The 15,733-nt window shown below is 64.3% G+C and carries 11 protein-coding genes and 1 pseudogene; 3 read left to right on the plus strand and 9 right to left on the minus strand.

The genetic code is table 11. The features are described from left to right. The 3 genes from pdhA to H4I97_RS19840 all read right to left on the minus strand — a co-directional run bounded on the left by pdhA (nucleotide 1) and on the right by H4I97_RS19840 (nucleotide 5,145). Nucleotides 1-2,007, minus strand: a complete 2,007-nt coding sequence (gene pdhA / locus H4I97_RS19830; protein ID WP_182308603.1) for a pyruvate dehydrogenase (acetyl-transferring) E1 component subunit alpha — start codon at nucleotides 2,005-2,007, stop codon at nucleotides 1-3. Beyond that, nucleotides 2,004-3,752: an acetate--CoA ligase gene (acsA, locus tag H4I97_RS19835; protein WP_182308605.1), complete on the minus strand. Its 1,749-nt coding sequence runs from the start codon at nucleotides 3,750-3,752 to the stop codon at nucleotides 2,004-2,006. The genes pdhA and acsA overlap by 4 nt, the downstream gene beginning before the upstream one ends. A gap of 1,084 nt (nucleotides 3,753-4,836) precedes the next feature. Beyond that, the gene (locus H4I97_RS19840) at nucleotides 4,837-5,145 is read right to left on the minus strand and encodes a ribbon-helix-helix domain-containing protein (protein WP_182308607.1); all 309 of its coding nucleotides are present in this window, start codon (nucleotides 5,143-5,145) and stop codon (nucleotides 4,837-4,839) included. 170 nt (nucleotides 5,146-5,315) lie between these two features. On the opposite strand from H4I97_RS19840, the gene H4I97_RS19845 reads away from it, so the two are divergent. From H4I97_RS19845 to H4I97_RS19855, 3 genes are all read left to right on the plus strand, one after another. Beyond that, nucleotides 5,316-5,711, plus strand: coding sequence for a VOC family protein (locus H4I97_RS19845; protein ID WP_182308609.1), 396 nt, complete (start codon nucleotides 5,316-5,318; stop codon nucleotides 5,709-5,711). A 141-nt stretch (nucleotides 5,712-5,852) separates the two neighbouring features. Beyond that, on the plus strand, nucleotides 5,853-6,386 hold the full coding sequence (locus H4I97_RS19850) for a twin-arginine translocation signal domain-containing protein (RefSeq protein WP_182308611.1): 534 nt from the start codon (nucleotides 5,853-5,855) through the stop codon (nucleotides 6,384-6,386). Between the two features lie 101 nt (nucleotides 6,387-6,487). Then, nucleotides 6,488-8,059, plus strand: coding sequence for a GMC family oxidoreductase (locus tag H4I97_RS19855; RefSeq protein WP_182308613.1), 1,572 nt, complete (start codon nucleotides 6,488-6,490; stop codon nucleotides 8,057-8,059). Nucleotides 8,060-8,260: 201 nt separating this feature from the next. Here H4I97_RS19855 and H4I97_RS19860 read toward each other — a convergent pair whose 3' ends face one another. From H4I97_RS19860 to H4I97_RS19880, 6 genes and pseudogenes are all read right to left on the minus strand, one after another. Continuing rightward, nucleotides 8,261-8,419, minus strand: coding sequence for a recombinase family protein (locus tag H4I97_RS19860; protein ID WP_378144152.1), 159 nt, complete (start codon nucleotides 8,417-8,419; stop codon nucleotides 8,261-8,263). 220 nt (nucleotides 8,420-8,639) lie between these two features. Next, nucleotides 8,640-8,764 (minus strand): annotated as a pseudogene (locus H4I97_RS24625) (DNA-binding protein); the annotation flags it as partial. 77 nt (nucleotides 8,765-8,841) lie between these two features. Further along, complete coding sequence (locus H4I97_RS19865; RefSeq protein ID WP_182308615.1) at nucleotides 8,842-10,605, minus strand: acyl-CoA dehydrogenase C-terminal domain-containing protein; 1,764 nt, start codon at nucleotides 10,603-10,605, stop codon at nucleotides 8,842-8,844. A 23-nt stretch (nucleotides 10,606-10,628) separates the two neighbouring features. Next, the gene (locus tag H4I97_RS19870) at nucleotides 10,629-12,923 is read right to left on the minus strand and encodes a 3-hydroxyacyl-CoA dehydrogenase/enoyl-CoA hydratase family protein (RefSeq protein WP_182308617.1); all 2,295 of its coding nucleotides are present in this window, start codon (nucleotides 12,921-12,923) and stop codon (nucleotides 10,629-10,631) included. A 2-nt stretch (nucleotides 12,924-12,925) separates the two neighbouring features. Further along, entirely contained in the window at nucleotides 12,926-14,047 is a 1,122-nt protein-coding gene (locus tag H4I97_RS19875; protein WP_182308618.1) for a thiolase family protein, read from the minus strand. 27 nt (nucleotides 14,048-14,074) lie between these two features. Then, on the minus strand, nucleotides 14,075-15,727 hold the full coding sequence (locus tag H4I97_RS19880) for an electron transfer flavoprotein-ubiquinone oxidoreductase (protein ID WP_378144459.1): 1,653 nt from the start codon (nucleotides 15,725-15,727) through the stop codon (nucleotides 14,075-14,077). Nucleotides 15,728-15,733: the final 6 nt, after the last annotated feature.

Genomic DNA, 15,733 nt, shown 5'->3' on the forward strand with positions numbered 1-15,733 from the left:
TCAGCCCTTTCCGAACATTGCCTTGACGGCCGCGACGATCGTCGCAGTCTGCGGGATCGACGCCTGCTCGAGATGGGCGGGATAGGGGATCGGCACCTCCGCGCTGCAGACGCGCGCAAGCGGCGCATCGAGGTCGAAGAAGCCGCGCTCGGCGATCTGCATGCCGATCTCGGCGGCAAGGCTGCCCGTCCTCCAGCCTTCGTCGACGACCAGCACCCGATGGGTCTTGCCGACCGAGGCAAGGATCGCGTCCGTGTCGAGCGGCCGAAGCGATCTGAGGTCGATCACCTCTGCCTCGATGCCCTCTTTCGCCAGTTGTTCGGCGGCCCCCAGCGCCTTGAACAGCGACCCGCCATAGGTGACGAGCGTCACGTCGCGGCCCGCACGCCGGACAGCGGCACGGTCGATGTCGACCGGACCGGCATTTGCCGCAAGCTTCCCGGTGCGATTGTAAAGCATGACGTTTTCGAAGATCAGCACCGGATCCGGCTCCTGAAGCGCCGTCCAGAGCATGCCGCGGGCGTCCTCGAGCGTCGCCGGCGCGAGCACGCGGATGCCGGGAATGTGGGCATACCAGCCCTCGAGACTGTGGGAGTGCTGGGCGGCGAGCTGCCGGCCGGCGCCCGTCGCCATGCGGATGACGACGGGGACGGGAAATTGCCCGTTCGACATATGGCGGAGCGTCGCGGCTGTGTTGACGATCTGATCGAGCGCGAGCAGCGAGAAGTTCACCGTCATCACCTCGACGATCGGCCGCATGCCGGCGATCGCCGCGCCAATCCCCGCACCGGTGAAGCCCGATTCCGAAAGCGGCGTGTCACGGATGCGTTCGGGCCCGAACTGGTCAAGGAGGCCCTTGCTGACGGCATAGCAGCCGCCATAGCGCCCGACGTCTTCCCCCATCAGGAAGGTTCTCTCGTCCCGCTCCAGCGCCTCGACGATCGCCGCCTTGATGGCCTCACGGTAGCTGATCTCGACGGCTTCTGCCGACGGCGCGACAATAGCCGGCGCGGGCGGCCGCGCATCCGCATAGACATCGCGCGTCAACGTTTCGAGCGGCTCCCAGGTGCCGGCTTCGGCAAAGGCGACCGCCTCGGCGATCTCGCCGGCAACCTCCGCCTCGATCGCAGCAATGTCGGCCTCGTGGACGATACCGTTCTGCATGAGCCACGACTGGAAGCGGACGATCGGGCCTTTGGCCCGCCATGCCTCGACCTCGGCCTTGTCGCGATAGAGCTGCGCATCGAACATCGAATGGGCACGGAAGCGGTAAGTCCTGAACTCCAGGAAATAAGGCTTTCCGGTCTCGCGGATTGCATGGACGGCGCGCCTTGCCGCCGCCTCCGCGGCAACCACATCCATGCCGTCGACCGCCTCGCTCGTGATCCTGTAGCTTTCCGCCTTCCGATGAATGTCGGTCTCGGCCTCGGACCGTTCGAGCGCCGTGCCCATCGCATAGCGATTGTTTTCGCAGACGAAGAGGAGCGGCAGGCCCCAGAGCGCGGCGAGGTTGAGGCTCTCGTGGAACTCGCCTTCGGCGACTGCGCCCTCTCCGAAGATGCAGGCCGTGACGTGGTCCTCGCCGCGCATCCGGTCCGCGAGCGCGAGCCCCACGGCAAGCGGCAACCCGCCGCCGACGATGGCATTTCCGCCATAGAAGTTGCGGGTGCTCGAAAAGAGATGCATCGAGCCCCCGCGGCCGCCGGAACATCCCTCCGCCTTGCCGTACATTTCGGCCATCACCGCGCCCATCGGCACGCCGCGCACCAGTGCGTGCCCGTGCTCGCGATAGGTGGCGACCAGACGATCCCTCTCCTCCAGCAGCGGAATGACACCGGCGGCGACCGCCTCCTCGCCGTCGTAGAGGTGCAGGAATCCCCGGATTTTCTCTTGGGTGTAGAGTTCGGCACACTTGTCCTCGAAGCGTCGGATGCGAATCATCTGCTTCAGGAGGTTCAGCGAATGCTCGCGGGTGAGATGCGGTTTGAGGCTGCTGTCGCTGGTCATCTTTCGTCACTCTCGAGCGTGGAGATATCGCCCTCGGGAAGGCCGAGTTCGCGGGCCTTCAGGAGCCGCCGCATGATCTTGCCGCTTCGGGTCTTCGGAAGATTCGTCCGGAAGGCGATCTGTTTCGGCGCGACGGCCGGACCGAGACGACGCCGGGCATGGCCAAGCAGGTCGAGTTCGAGCTCCTCGCCGGGCGCGTATCCGTGCTTCAGCGCAACGAAGGCCTTGACCACCTCCCCCGCCGTCTCGTCGGGAATGCCGATGACCGCAGCTTCGGCGACGGCCGGATGCTCCATCAACGCGCTTTCGACCTCGAAGGGGCCGATCAGATGGCCGGAACTCTTGATCACGTCGTCATCTCGCCCGACGAACCAGTAATAGCCGTCGCTATCCCGCATCGCGAGATCGCCGGAGAGATACCAGCCGTCGAGGAAACACTTGCGATAACGCTCCTCCTCATGGAGATAGGCACGCATCATCGATGGCCAGCCGGGTCGAAGGGCCAGATGTCCGATCGTCATCGGAGTCGTCACCTCGCGCACGCCGGTTGCAGTTTTTTCGAGAATGCCGGCCGTTACCCCGGGAAGCGGCTTGCCCATGGAGCCGGGCTTTACGTCCATCGCGGCATAGTTGGCGATCATGATGCCGCCGGTCTCCGTCTGCCACCAGTTGTCATGGAACGGCTTGCCGAAGGTCTCGTTGCCCCAGACGACCGCCTCGGGATTGAGCGGCTCGCCAACGCTGGCCATGAAGCGAAGACGCGAAAGATCACGGCGTTTCGCCGGCCCGGCGCCGACCTTCATCAGCATGCGGATCGCCGTCGGTGCCGTGTACCAGACATTGACCCGTTCGGCCTCGAGAATGCCGTACCAGCGATCGGCGTCGAACTCCGCCTCGTCGACGATCATCGTCACGCCGTTAGTCAGCGGGGAGATGATGCCGTAGGAGGTACCCGTCACCCAGCCCGGATCGGCCGTGCACCAGAAAACGTCGTCGGGATGCAGGTCGAGCGCGATCCGGCCGGTGACATGATGGGCGACGACCGCCTCGTGCACGTGCACCGCGCCCTTCGGCCGGCCCGTGGTGCCGCTCGTGAAATGCAGGAGCGCCATGTCTTCCGGCATGGTCCGCGCCACCTCGAAGTGCGGCGACGCCTCGGCCATCAGCTTGCGAAGGTCCGACATCCCCTGCGGCGCCTCGCCGTCACCGTCGATGATGAGGACATGGGCAAGACCCGGAAGCTCACGCCACCAGCCGGCCACCTTGCGCTTGAAGAGCGCGGCCGATGTGACCAGCACCCGCGCGTCGCCGATTTCCATGCGCGCCCTGACCGGCTCGGGGCCGAATTGCGAGAACATCGGACAGAAGACCGCGCCGGCCTTCAGCGTCCCGAGCGCTGCGATGTGGAGCTCGGGTACCCGCCCGAGAAGCGCGTAGACACGCTCTCCCCTCCCGATACCGAGCGACGAAAGCACATTCGCAAAGCGGTTCGTCCGGTCCTTCAGGTCGGCATAGGTGAAGTCGTGACGGCTCTCGTCCTTGGCGATCCAACGAATGGCGACCTTGTCAGCAAGACCGCCAGCGACATGGCGGTCGACCGCCTCGTGGGCGATGTTGAGGCCGCCACCCGGCAGCCCGTCGAGAAGGGAGCGGGCCTTGTCCCAGGCGAAGTCTTCGAGCAAAGCCTCGTAGCTCGAGAAATTCGCGCCCTCCACGGTGCTCCGGTCTTTGGCAATGACCTCCATCCCTGCCTCCCATCCGGTTCGATCCGGCATCAACCGGCGATCGCTGCCTGCCACCGGTTCATCGAACTTCGTTCGCAGTCGGCCCGTTACTGGACCGATCCTCGACGACGCTTTTATTCTTCTATTCGGATATAATTACATTGTTGTTGGCCTATATCAATCAACCGCAATTGTGGGAAAAGGCCTGGAACAGCGGGGCGGTTGTCGAGGGGTCATTCGATCTCCTCAGACGGCCGCGGCGCATTATCACTTTCTTGCAGCGCCCTACCACCTTCCCAATCGAACCTGACGCGTCGTTGCCGTAGCGTTCGCCCATTCCAGCAGGCAAACGCTGACATGTCCGAAACTGTCTTTCTGATATTGGGCTGCAGCACGCTATTGACGCTTGTGCTCTACCCCCCGGCGCGCTGCTCCGGAGCGTGCCTCGCGGCCATTCCCGGCGCTGGCAAACACATCGAACATAAGCAGCTAAGGCAATGACAGAGGTCTGCACGGCCAATGCAGACGCGTCGACTGTGGGCGCTGCGGCGGCGAATTAATCGGACGCTGCTGCCCTCGCACGTGTCGTTATGCGATTCGACTTGTCAGGTGTCGCTCGCTGCCGGACTGGTCTGAGATTACATTGGCTCGTCCTGGAGCCTGACGACGTGGATGTCTGTCCAAGGATCCGGGCCATCCCGTGGATGCCATTGTAGCCGGCCCAATTTCGATCCTCATCGACGTCTATCTGGGATATCGTCCGTGGCGAGAGGCTGTGTGCGGCTCGCTTACACTCGACGGAAGCCGTACAATCACAGGACAGCTCGAAAAGTGGCTGCGCCTGGACCACCTAGTCGGTCGTGACCTGCCGATCGTACCACCGCGGCCGGCGTAACGACCCGTCCACGCGATCAGGGCCTCCGCCGGCAGGTGGAGTCGACGTGCGCTCCCGTAGAGGCCATGGTCGGTAGCCGTCAAGATCGGCAGCCGGCGGGCTCGATCAGCCGTACTCACGAACTGCGAGATCGAGATGGCTTCGGATCCAATTCGAAAGAGAGTCCCTGGCAGCGCGCTAAATCGCTCCGGCCATCAACCGAAACATCGATCATTTGGCCGCGATGATCTTGAATGGGACGCGTTCCGGCATCGCCTTGCTGTTGTTCATCAGGTAAATCAGACAACTAGTGCGCAGAAGCGAGCTGAAATTGGAAATCGAGCCATTGATCTCGAGTGCCTCGTCATGAAGGGCCGACAGGAATCGGGCAGTAGAACAGCCCTGCGTCTCCGCGATTTCGTCGATCAGAACCCAAAATGCCGCTTCCAATTGAATGCTGGTGGAATGGCCGGCAATACGGACAGAACGGTTGATCGGGCGATACCGTCCAGGGTCCTGGCCCGCATAGATCTCGCACATGGTTCCCTCCTGCTTTTTGTTGTCACTATGGCCCTCGGCACTGCGGCCGTCAAACGTCTTCGACCGGGGGATAGCCCAGAATCGTTCCTACATTTTTTCCGCTGCGGTAATCCGCTGCTACCGCCCCCGCCGGGTTCTTCGTATTCTTTGCGAAACGAAGGAGCACACATTTGGCGAAAACCATCCACTCAATGATCCGCGTCCTGGACGAAGCGCGTTCGACGGCATTCTACGCAAAAACCCTCGGTCTCGACGTTGCCGAACGGCTGGACTTCGACACCTTCACGCTGATCTATCTCAGCAATGCCGAGAGCGAGTTCGAGCTTGAGCTGACCGTCAACAAGGGGCGGGAAGAGCCCTATGACCTCGGCACCGGCTACGGTCATCTCGCCGTCAGCGTCGCTGACCTCGATGCCGAGCACAGTCGCATCACCGCGCTCGGCCTCAACCCCGGCAAGATCGTCGAATTCAACCGCGACGGCGCCCTGCTGGCTCGCTTCTTCTTCATCACCGACCCCGACGGCTACAAGATCGAGGTTCTGCAGCGCCACGGGCGCTTCAAGTAGGCGCATCGCCCGGCGGGTTAGAGGACCCTGATGGGCGTTGCCGACAAGAGGGGAAGGCGCGGGGAGCCGCGCCGCCCATCGACGGGGCCCTGAGAGGAGGGCATCGCCGACATTGCCACACGATCCTGGGAGGAGAATGACGTGGTCACGCTTTACGAAAAATCGAATGGGATTTCCCGCCGCGAGCTGTTGAAGCGCAGCGGTACCGCCGGCGCGCTGCTGGTGATCAGTGGCTCGGCAGTGATCTGTCCGCAGGCCGCCTGGGCGCTGGAGACCAAGGCGCTGAAGCCCGAGACCATGGCGACGCTGATCAAGCTCGCCCGCGACATCTATCCGCACGACCAACTGGCCGACCGCTTCTATGCTATCGCCGTCAAGGGACACGACGATCGCGCCGGCAAGGATGAAGCCCACAAGCGGCTGATCGAGGACGGCATCGCCGATCTCGACAAGCGGGCGGGCGCTGGCGGCTATCGCGGCCTCGGCTGGGAGGACGACCGCGTCGCCATCCTGCGCGACATCGAGACCACCCCCTTCTTCCAGGCGGTGCGCGGCGACCTCGTCGTCAGCCTCTATAACCAGAAGGAGCTGTGGCCGATCTTCGGCTACGAGGGCGAGTCCTATTCCAAGGGCGGCTATATCGAGCGTGGCTTCGACGACCTCGAGTGGCTCTGACGCCGGCCCAAGAGACAGCATCGTCGCCCGAGGAGGCCCATCGCGGATGGGAGCGGCGGCGCATTCCACACATGCCGATCTGACATTCCTGGGAGGAAATCATGGCAGCGCCTTACGATCTCAACGACGACAGCGTGGTCGTCATCATCGGTTCGGGTGCGGGCGGCGGAACGCTCGGCAACGAACTCGCCCAAAAGGGTATAGACGTCGTCATTCTCGAAGCCGGCAGCCGGCATGAGTACGAGGATTTCATCAACGACGAATGGGACAGCTTCGCCCAGCTCGCCTGGCTGGACAACCGCACCACCGGCGGCGGCTGGCGCGTGTCGAAGGACTTCCCCAATCTGCCGGCCTGGATCGTCAAGGCGGTCGGCGGCACCACCACCCACTGGGCGGGTGCCTCGCTGCGCTTCCAGGAGCACGAGTTCAAGGATCTGACGACTTACGGAAAGGTCGAAGGCGCCAATCTGCTCGACTGGCCGATCACGCTTTCCGACCTCGAACCCTACTATGCCAAGGCCGAGGACAAGATGGGCGTGACCCGCACGAACGGCATCGAGGGCCTGCCGGGCAACAACAATTTCAAGATCCTGAAAGCCGCCGCCGACAAGCTCGGCTACAAGGAATGTCACACCGGCAACATGGCGATCAATTCGGCGCCGCGCGACGACCGCAACAGCTGTCAGCAGACCGGCTTCTGCTTCCAGGGCTGCAAATGGGGCGCCAAGTGGTCGACCCTCTACACCGAAATCCCCAAGGGCGAAGCGACCGGCAAGCTGGAAGTGCGGCCGAATTCCCATGTCGTCAAGATCGAGCACGACAAGTCGGGCAAGGTGACGGCGGTCGTCTATGCCGACAAGGATGGCAATCTGAAGAGCCAGAAGGCGCGCATCGTCTGCGTCGCCGGCAACTCGATCGAGAGCCCGCGCCTGCTGCTCAATTCACATTCCTCGATGTTCCCGGACGGCCTTGCCAACTCGTCGGGCCAGGTCGGCAAGAACTACATGCGCCATACGACCGGTTCGGTCTATGCCGTGTTCGAAAAGCCGGTGCACATGTACCGCGGGACGACCATGGCCGGCATCATCCGCGATGAGGCGAGGCATGATCCCTCACGCGGCTTCGTCGGCGGCTACGAACTGGAGACGCTGTCGCTCGGCATTCCGTTCATGGCGGCCTTCCTCGATCCGGGCGGCTGGGGCCGCTCCTTCACCTCGGCCATGGATCAATATGCCAACATGGCGGGGCTATGGATCGTCGGCGAGGACATGCCGCAGGAGAGCAACCGAGTGACCCTGCACAAGGAACTCAAGGACAAGTACGGCATGCCGATCCCGGATGTTTCGTTCACCGACCATCCGAACGACGAGGCCATGCGCAATCACGCCTACAAACAGGGCATGGCGCTATATGAAGCCGTCGGGGCGACCCGCTCCTTCCCGACGCCGCCCTATCCGTCCACCCACAATCTCGGCACCAACCGCATGAGCGAGAAGGCTAAGGACGGCGTGGTCAACAAGCATGGCCAGACGCACGACATCAAGAACCTGTTCGTGTCCGACGGCAGCCAATTCACCACCGGTGCGGCTGAGAACCCCACGCTCACCATCGTGACGCTGGCGATCCGCCAGGCCGACTACATCGCGCAACAGATGGGTTCCGGCGACATCTGAAGCGACACTCGCCTGGCCGGAATACACCGGCCAGGCTCTCTCCCGAATCTGATCTGACTCTATGGATGGCGGCCAATCGCAGCGACACGAGCCGTCCGATGTCAATGCTTCGGCCGCTCTGTCGCCCGCGCGGATCAACGCCGGGAATTCCTCGTTACGCCGGCTGCGGGACGCTCAACAAAACCGCCGGATCGGAAACCTTCAGTATTCACGTCCGACCCAGAACTGCCATGGAGGGACCGGAACGGGAACGGTCTCGCTGACAGGCTTCAGTTGCTTGGTCTTGGTGCGCTTGTTGAACTCATGCTCGCCCATGTAGGCCCGCCGGGTGAGAATACCGTGAACTTGTCCGATGCCCATCGCCCGCCGTCGCAGGTGAAGATCTCGATCTCGGCCTGAGCGACGGAACGGGGCCACACCAGTCGTCGGCTACGGTCCATGTGCCGAGGTCGTGTTTGGGCGGCCTGCCGGGAAAGAGACAAGATGGCCCAGAAGTTCCTCAAGCTGCTCCGACGCCGTGGGAAGTCTCATAGTGCAGCGAGAGGCGGATACCGTCTCCTGTTTGTCGCTGTCTTCGCGATCAATATTCATGGAAGGAATCGAACACGTTGCGAGGGCGCCATGCGACCGGGTCTGCAATCCACCGATTGATCTCTGATTCGTGCCATCCCGCGCGTTGACGCTGATCTGGGCGGGAAATGTGCCCCACGATGGAACACATGAGCAGCCGCGGACTCATCATCATGCCAACATTGCTCTTCTCCTCCCAAGGAGAAGGTCGATCAGAACAGGTCGGCGTCGAGCGCCATGATATCGGCAGCGCCGGCGCGAATGGCCGCGTCGAGGCTCGCAGTCTGTGGCAGCAGGCGGGCCGCGAAGAAGCGGGCAAGCACAAGCTTGCGCTGCTTCAGCGGCGTCGTTGCATCGGCAGCGGCCTTGCCCGCCATTCGCACCCAGAGCCAGCCGAAGCTCACCAGCGCGAAGAAGCGCAGGTAGTCGGTGGCGCTCGCTCCGGCCTCCACCGGATCTGCGCCCCTGGCCAGCAAGTCTTCCGTCAGTTTCTCCAGCCGGGCAAGGGCTTCGGTGACGGAAGTCTTCACCGTTTCCAGTTCGGCCCGCCCCTTCGTCGCCGAAAGCTCGCTGCGCACCAGCGCGAAGAAGCCGCGCACCACATTGCCGTTGTCCATCGGCAGCTTGCGGCCGACGAGGTCCATGGCCTGCACGCCATTGGTGCCCTCGTAGATCTGGGCAATGCGGGCGTCGCGTACATACTGCTCCATGCCCCATTCACGGATATAGCCGTGGCCGCCGAACACCTGCTGCGACTGGACGGCGATCTCGAAGCCGAAATCGGTAAACGCCGCCTTCACCACCGGCGTCAGGAGCGCGACGAAACCGTCGGCCTTGCGGCGCGCTTCCGGATCGGGATGGCGGGCGGCGATATCCATCTGCAGCGCGGTCCAGACGGCAAGCGCGCGGCCGGCCTCGGTCAGCGAGCGGCCGGTCAAGAGCATCTTGCGCACGTCGGCATGCTCGATGATCGGCACGGGACCGCGTGTTCCGTCGGCGGAACGGCCCTGCAGGCGCTCGCGGGCGTAAGTGACGGCCTTCTGGTTTGCGGCCTCGCCGATGCCCAGCCCCTGGATGCCGACGAACAGGCGCTCGGCATTCATCATCGTGAACATGGCGTTGAGGCCGCGGCCGGGTTCGCCCACCAGCCAGCCGATGGCGCCGTCATAATTCATCACGCAGGTCGGCTGGGCGTGGATGCCCATCTTGTGCTCCAGCGAGCCGACCGACATGCGATTTCGGTCACCGAGCGAGCCGTCTTCCTTGACGAGGAACTTGGACGACAGGAAAAGGCTGATGCCCTTCACGCCCTTCGGCGCGTCGGGCAGGCGGGCAAGCACCAGATGCACGATATTGCCGCCGAAATCCTGGTCGCCGGAGGAGATGAAGATCTTCGTGCCCTTGATCGCGTAGGATCCGTCACCCACCGGCTCGGCGCGGGTGGTGAGCAGGCCGAGGTCGGTGCCGGCGGAGGATTCGGTGAGCGCCATGGCGCCCGTCCATTCGCCGGAGATCATTTTCGGCAGATATTTCTGCTTCAGTTCGTCGCTCGCATGATGTGCGATCGCCTCGACCGCGCCGCGGGTCAGCCCCGGAAACAGGCCGAAGGAGAGGTTGGCGGAAGACAGCATCTCGTCGAGCAGGATCTGCAGCACGCGCGGCAGGCCTTGTCCGCCGAATTCCGGATCCCCGGAAAGTCCGCCCCAGCCGGCCTCGACGAAGGCCCTGTAGGCATCGGCCACGCCCTTCGGCGTCGTCACTAGCCCGTTTTCCAGCCTGCAGCCTTCCTCGTCGCCGGGACGGTTGAGCGGTTCGAGGATTTCGGCGCAGAACTTGCCGCCCTCTTCGAGAACGCTCGCTGCGAGTTCCGTATTGACCTCTTCAAAGCCGGGAAGGGCGGCCACCTGCGCGTCGAAGTCGAAGACCTCGCCGAGCAGGAAGGAGATGTCGTCGACGGGAGGGATATAGCCAGCCATGGGGCGTCCTTGCCTCTTCTTGTTCAGTTGCGCAGCGGCTTGCCGGTCGCCAGCATGTGCTTGACGCGGTCCACGGTTGCGGGTGTTGCGAGCAGGTCGATGAAGGCCTCGCGCTCCAGCGCGATCACATCGTCTTCCGTCAGCGGTTTCAGCGGATCGGAAGGGCCGCCGGTCAGAACATTGGCAAGCGCGCGCCCAACCACCTCGTCATGCACGGTGGCCCGGCCGGCGAGCGCTTCGCTTTCGATGATGTTGTGGATCGCCGAAGCGCCCGACGGGCCAGACATGGCGATCACGGGCGGTTCCGGCGGCACATAGCCTTCCGCGAGTGCGAGCGCCTTTGCCTTGGCATCGCTGATCAGCCGGCTGCGGTTCATGGTGATGCCGTCGGTGGCCTTCAGGAAGCCAAGGTTGCGGGCGTCGAAGGCGCTGGCCGAAACCTTGGCCGGCGCAATCAGGTTGAAGGCGGCAATCGCCGGAGCGACCGGCCCGCGCACGGCGGCGGTGGAAGCCGAGAAGCGCAGCATCATTTCCTTGCAACCACCCCAGCCCGGCACGACGCCGATGCGGGTCTCGACGAGGCCGATGGAAAGCTCCGCATGGGCCTGGATCGCGTCGCAATGCAAAAGGATCTCGCAGCCGCCGCCGAGCGCCAGACCGGCTGCCGCACCGACCACCGGGAAGGGGGCGTATTTCACGGACTTGAAGGTACGGTGGCCATGGTCGATGAAGGCACCCAGCGCCTCGCGACCGCCCTTCTCCACCGTGTCGAGGAAGACGCGCAGATCCGCGCCCGCGCTGAACACGGCAGCATCGCTGCCGATGACCAGCGCCTTGAAATCCTTCGCCGCCCGTTCGAGAGCCTTGTTGATGACGTCGAGCAGGGCCGGATTGAAGGTGTTCATCTTGGTGCGGAATTCGAGGCAGGCCACACCGTCGCCAAGATCCCAGAGGCTCGCCGCGCCCCAGTCCTCGACCGGCTTGCCGGCGAGCTTGAGGTCGGAAAGGAGCAGCACGCCGTCACCCTTGGCGACCGGCTCGATCTTGCCGTCAGGCAGAAGGTTGGCGCGCTCTCCGCCGACGACCGAATAAAAGCCGCCCTTTTCTGCTGCAAGCGCGAGATAGGCGGGCACGGCAACGCCGCGCGCTTCGAGCCGCGCCTTCAGCCAGCCGGCGCCGAGCCGGTCGATCAGTTCGAACGGACCCTGCTTCCAGCCGTAGCCGGTGCGCATGGCCTCATCCACGGCATCGGGCGCGTCGGCGATTTCGGGTACCAGCGATGCGGCATAGGCGAGCGCCTTTTCCATAACCACCGAGGCATAGCGACCGCCGAGGCCGGGATGTTCCATCAGCGCGCGCGGATCGCCGCCCGCGGCCTCGAGGCTTTCGGAGGAAACCGCCTTCTGCGGCCGGTAGTCGCCGGTCTTGAGGTCGGTCACGTCGCGCGACTTGCGGTCGGGCGAAAGGCGCACGAAACCCGCGCCGCTTTTGCGGCCGAGACGGTTTTCCGCGATCATGCGGGCGATCAGCGCCGGTTCGGCGTCATAGTCCTTCATCGCGTCGCCGGCGGGCGTCGCGTTCTGCAGGCTGCGCAGGATGGTCGGCATGAGGTCGATGCCAACGAGATCCAGCAGTCCGAAGACGCCGGTGGAGGGGATGCCGAACGGCTTGCCGATGATGGCGTCGGCTTCCTCGACATCGAGGCCGAGTTCGATCGCCTCGTTCTGCGCCACCACCATCCAGTAGTTGCCGATGCGGTTGCCGATGAAACCCGGCGTGTCCTTGCAGATGACGACGCTCTTGCCGAGGCCGCGATCCGCGAAGTCACGGATCGTTGCGGTGACTTCGGGTTTCGTCGCCATGCCCGATACCAGTTCCAGCAGCCGCATGATGCGCGGCGGATTGAAGAAATGGGTGATGAGGAAGTCGGCAGCAAAATCTTCTGGGAGACCCTCGACCAGCAAATGCAGCGGAATGGTCGAGGTGTTGGAGGAGACGATCGAGCCCTTCTTCCTGACGCCGTCGATGGCGCGGTAGAGCGTCTGCTTGATCTCCAGCTTTTCCGCGACAGCCTCGACGATCCAGTCGGCATCGGCGATCAGCGCGAGGTCGTCCTTCGTCGAACCAGTAGTGACGCGCGTGGCGAATGCCGGGTCCATGAAGCCGCCCGCCCTGAGCTGGCGGGCGACGCCGCCATCGGCGAATTTCTTCTCCATGTCGAGCAGCACCACGTCGAGCCCCGCATTGGCGAGATGGGCGGCGATGCCCGAACCCATGACGCCCGCGCCGATGACGGCGGCTTTCCTGATCTCGGCCATGATTACGCGGCCTCCAGAACCATGGCGATGCCCTGACCGCCGCCGATGCACTGGGTGGCGAGGCCGCGGCGTCCGCCGTCGCGCTTCAGGAGCAGGGACGCCTTGCCGACGAGGCGGGCGCCGGTCGCACCCAGCGGATGGCCGAGCGCAATTGCGCCGCCATCGCGGTTGACGCGGCTGGGATCGATGTCGAGATCGCGGCAGCAGGAAAGCACCTGCACGGCGAAGGCCTCGTTCATCTCGATCACGTCGAGGTCGGCGGCGGAAATGCCGGCGCGCTTCAGCGCCTTGCGGCTCGCCTCGACCGGGCCGATGCCCATGATTTCCGGCGCGCAACCGGAGACCGCATAGCCCGAGATGCGGGCGAGCGGTGTCAGGCTATGGCGCTTCACGAAGTCCTCCGAGCAGACCAGCGTCGCGGATGCACCGTCAGTGAGCGGCGAGGAATTGCCGGCCGTCACCGAGCCGCCGGCCTTGAAGGCGGTCTTGAGGCCGGCGAGCTTTTGCGTATCCGTCTCGCGCGGGCAGCCGTCCTGGGTGACGTCACCAACCGGCGCGATCTCGGCGGCCAGCCGGCCATCGGCACGGGCGGCGAGCGCCTTCTTTTGGCTCTCCAGCGAATAGGCGTCCTGTTCCTCGCGCGAGATGCCATAGCGGTCGGCAAGGTTTTCCGCCGTCAGTCCCATGTTTAGGAAGGCGATGCGCTGGGCGTCGCTCCAGGCCGGATTCGGCATGGGGTTGAAGCCCATCATCGGCACACGGCTCATGCTTTCCACGCCGCCCGCGACGAAAGCGTCACCGGCACCTATCGCGATCGCGCCGGCCGCCATCTGGATCGCCTGCATGGAGGAGCCGCACCAGCGGTTGACGGTCGAGGCGCCGACCGATTGTGGCAGGCCGGCGATCAGCGCAGCACAGCGGGCGATGTTGAGGCCCTGTTCTCCCTCGGCGAAGGCGCAGCCGAGGTTCACGTCCTCAATCTCGACCGGATCGATGCCGGAGCGGTCGACCAGCGCCTCGATGACGCCGGCGGCGAGATCGTCCGGACGTACGCCGGCAAGGGCGCCGCGATAGGCGGGTGCAAAGGGGCTGCGCAGGTAGTCGACGATGTAGATTGCGGTCATGTTTCTCTTCCTGTTGGCGATTGGGCGTCACATGTTGGGATAGTTCGGGCCGCCGCCGCCTTCGGGCGGAACCCAGGTGATGTTCTGCGACGGGTCCTTGATGTCGCAGGTCTTGCAGTGCACGCAGTTCTGCGCGTTGACGACGAAACGGGGGTCGGTCTTCGCCGGTTCGTCGTCATAGACGACCTCGTAGACCCCGGCGGGACAGTAGAGCCGCGCCGGCTCGCCATAGAGCGGCAGGTTGTGGGTCAGCGGGATGGCGGGATCGGCAAGTCTCAGATGAACCGGCTGGTCCTCGATATGGTTGGTGTTCGACAGGAAGACCGAAGACGGCTTGTCGAAGGTAAGCTTCCCGTCCGGCTTCGGATAGCGGATCGGGGGGACCTCCGAGAGCGGCTTCAGGCTCTCGAAATCGGCCTTCCTGTGCATGAGCGTGCCGAAGGGCGAAAGGCCGAACAGCGTCTGCAGCCACATGTCGATGCCGCCGAGACCGACACCGAGCACCGTGCCGAACCGCGACCACAGCGGCTTGACGTTGCGAACGGGCTTCAGGTCCCGCCCGATCGCCGACGTGCGCCAACCGGCCTCATAGGCTTCGAGCGTATCGTTGGCGCGGCCGCCGGCGAGCGCCTCGAACATGGCATCCGCGGCTTGCATGCCGGAATGGATGGCGTTGTGCGAGCCCTTGATGCGCGGCACGTTCATGAAGCCCGCCGCGCAGCCGGCGAGCACCCCACCGGGAAAGGCAAGCTGTGGCACCGACTGGTAGCCGCCTTCGGTCAGCGCGCGAGCGCCATAGGCGATGCGCTTCGCCCCATCGAAGGTGTCGCGGATCAGGGGATGGGTCTTGAAACGCTGGAACTCGTCGAAGGGCGAGAGCGTCGGATTCCTGTAGTCGAGATGCAGCACGAAGCCGACGGTCACGAGATGATCGTCGAAATGATAGAGGAACGAGCCGCCGCCGGTCTTCATGTCGAGCGGCCAGCCGAACGAGTGCTGCACCAGTCCCTTGCGGAACGTCTCCGGCTTGACCTGCCAGAGTTCCTTGATGCCGATGCCGAATTTCTGCACCGAGCGTCCCTCGGTCAGGTTGAAGCGGGCGAGAAGCTGCTTGGTCAGGCTGCCACGCGCGCCCTCGGCGAACACGGTATATTTCGCCCGAAGCTCCATGCCGGGGGTGAAATCGTCCTTCGGCTCGCCGTCACGACCGATCCCCATGTCGCCGGTGGCGATGCCGGCAACCGCGCCATTGTCGTCGTAAAGCACTTCCGTCGCCGCAAAGCCCGGATAGATCTCGACGCCGAGCGCTTCGGCCTGGGCGCCGAGATAGCGGGCGACATTGCCGAGCGAGCCAATGAAGTTGCCGTGGTTGTTCATCAACGGCGGCATCAGCGCATTGGGCAGACGGACAGAGCCGGCTGGGCCGAGCACATGGAAACGGTCGACGGTGACTTCGGTCGTGAGTGGCCGGTCCGGGTCGGTCCGCCACTCGGGCAACAGCGCATCGAGGCCGGAAGGGTCAATCACCGCACCCGACAGGATATGCGCGCCGACTTCCGAACCCTTTTCCACGACGACGACGGAGATTTCCTGGCCCGCCTCCAGAGCGCGCTGTTTGAGGCGGATCGCCGTCGCAAGGCCGGCCGGTCCAGCGCCCACAATCACCACGTCGAAGTCCATGGCCTC

The sequence above is a fragment of the Ciceribacter thiooxidans genome (assembly GCF_014126615.1).
Taxonomy (GTDB): Bacteria; Pseudomonadota; Alphaproteobacteria; order Rhizobiales; family Rhizobiaceae; genus Allorhizobium; species Allorhizobium thiooxidans.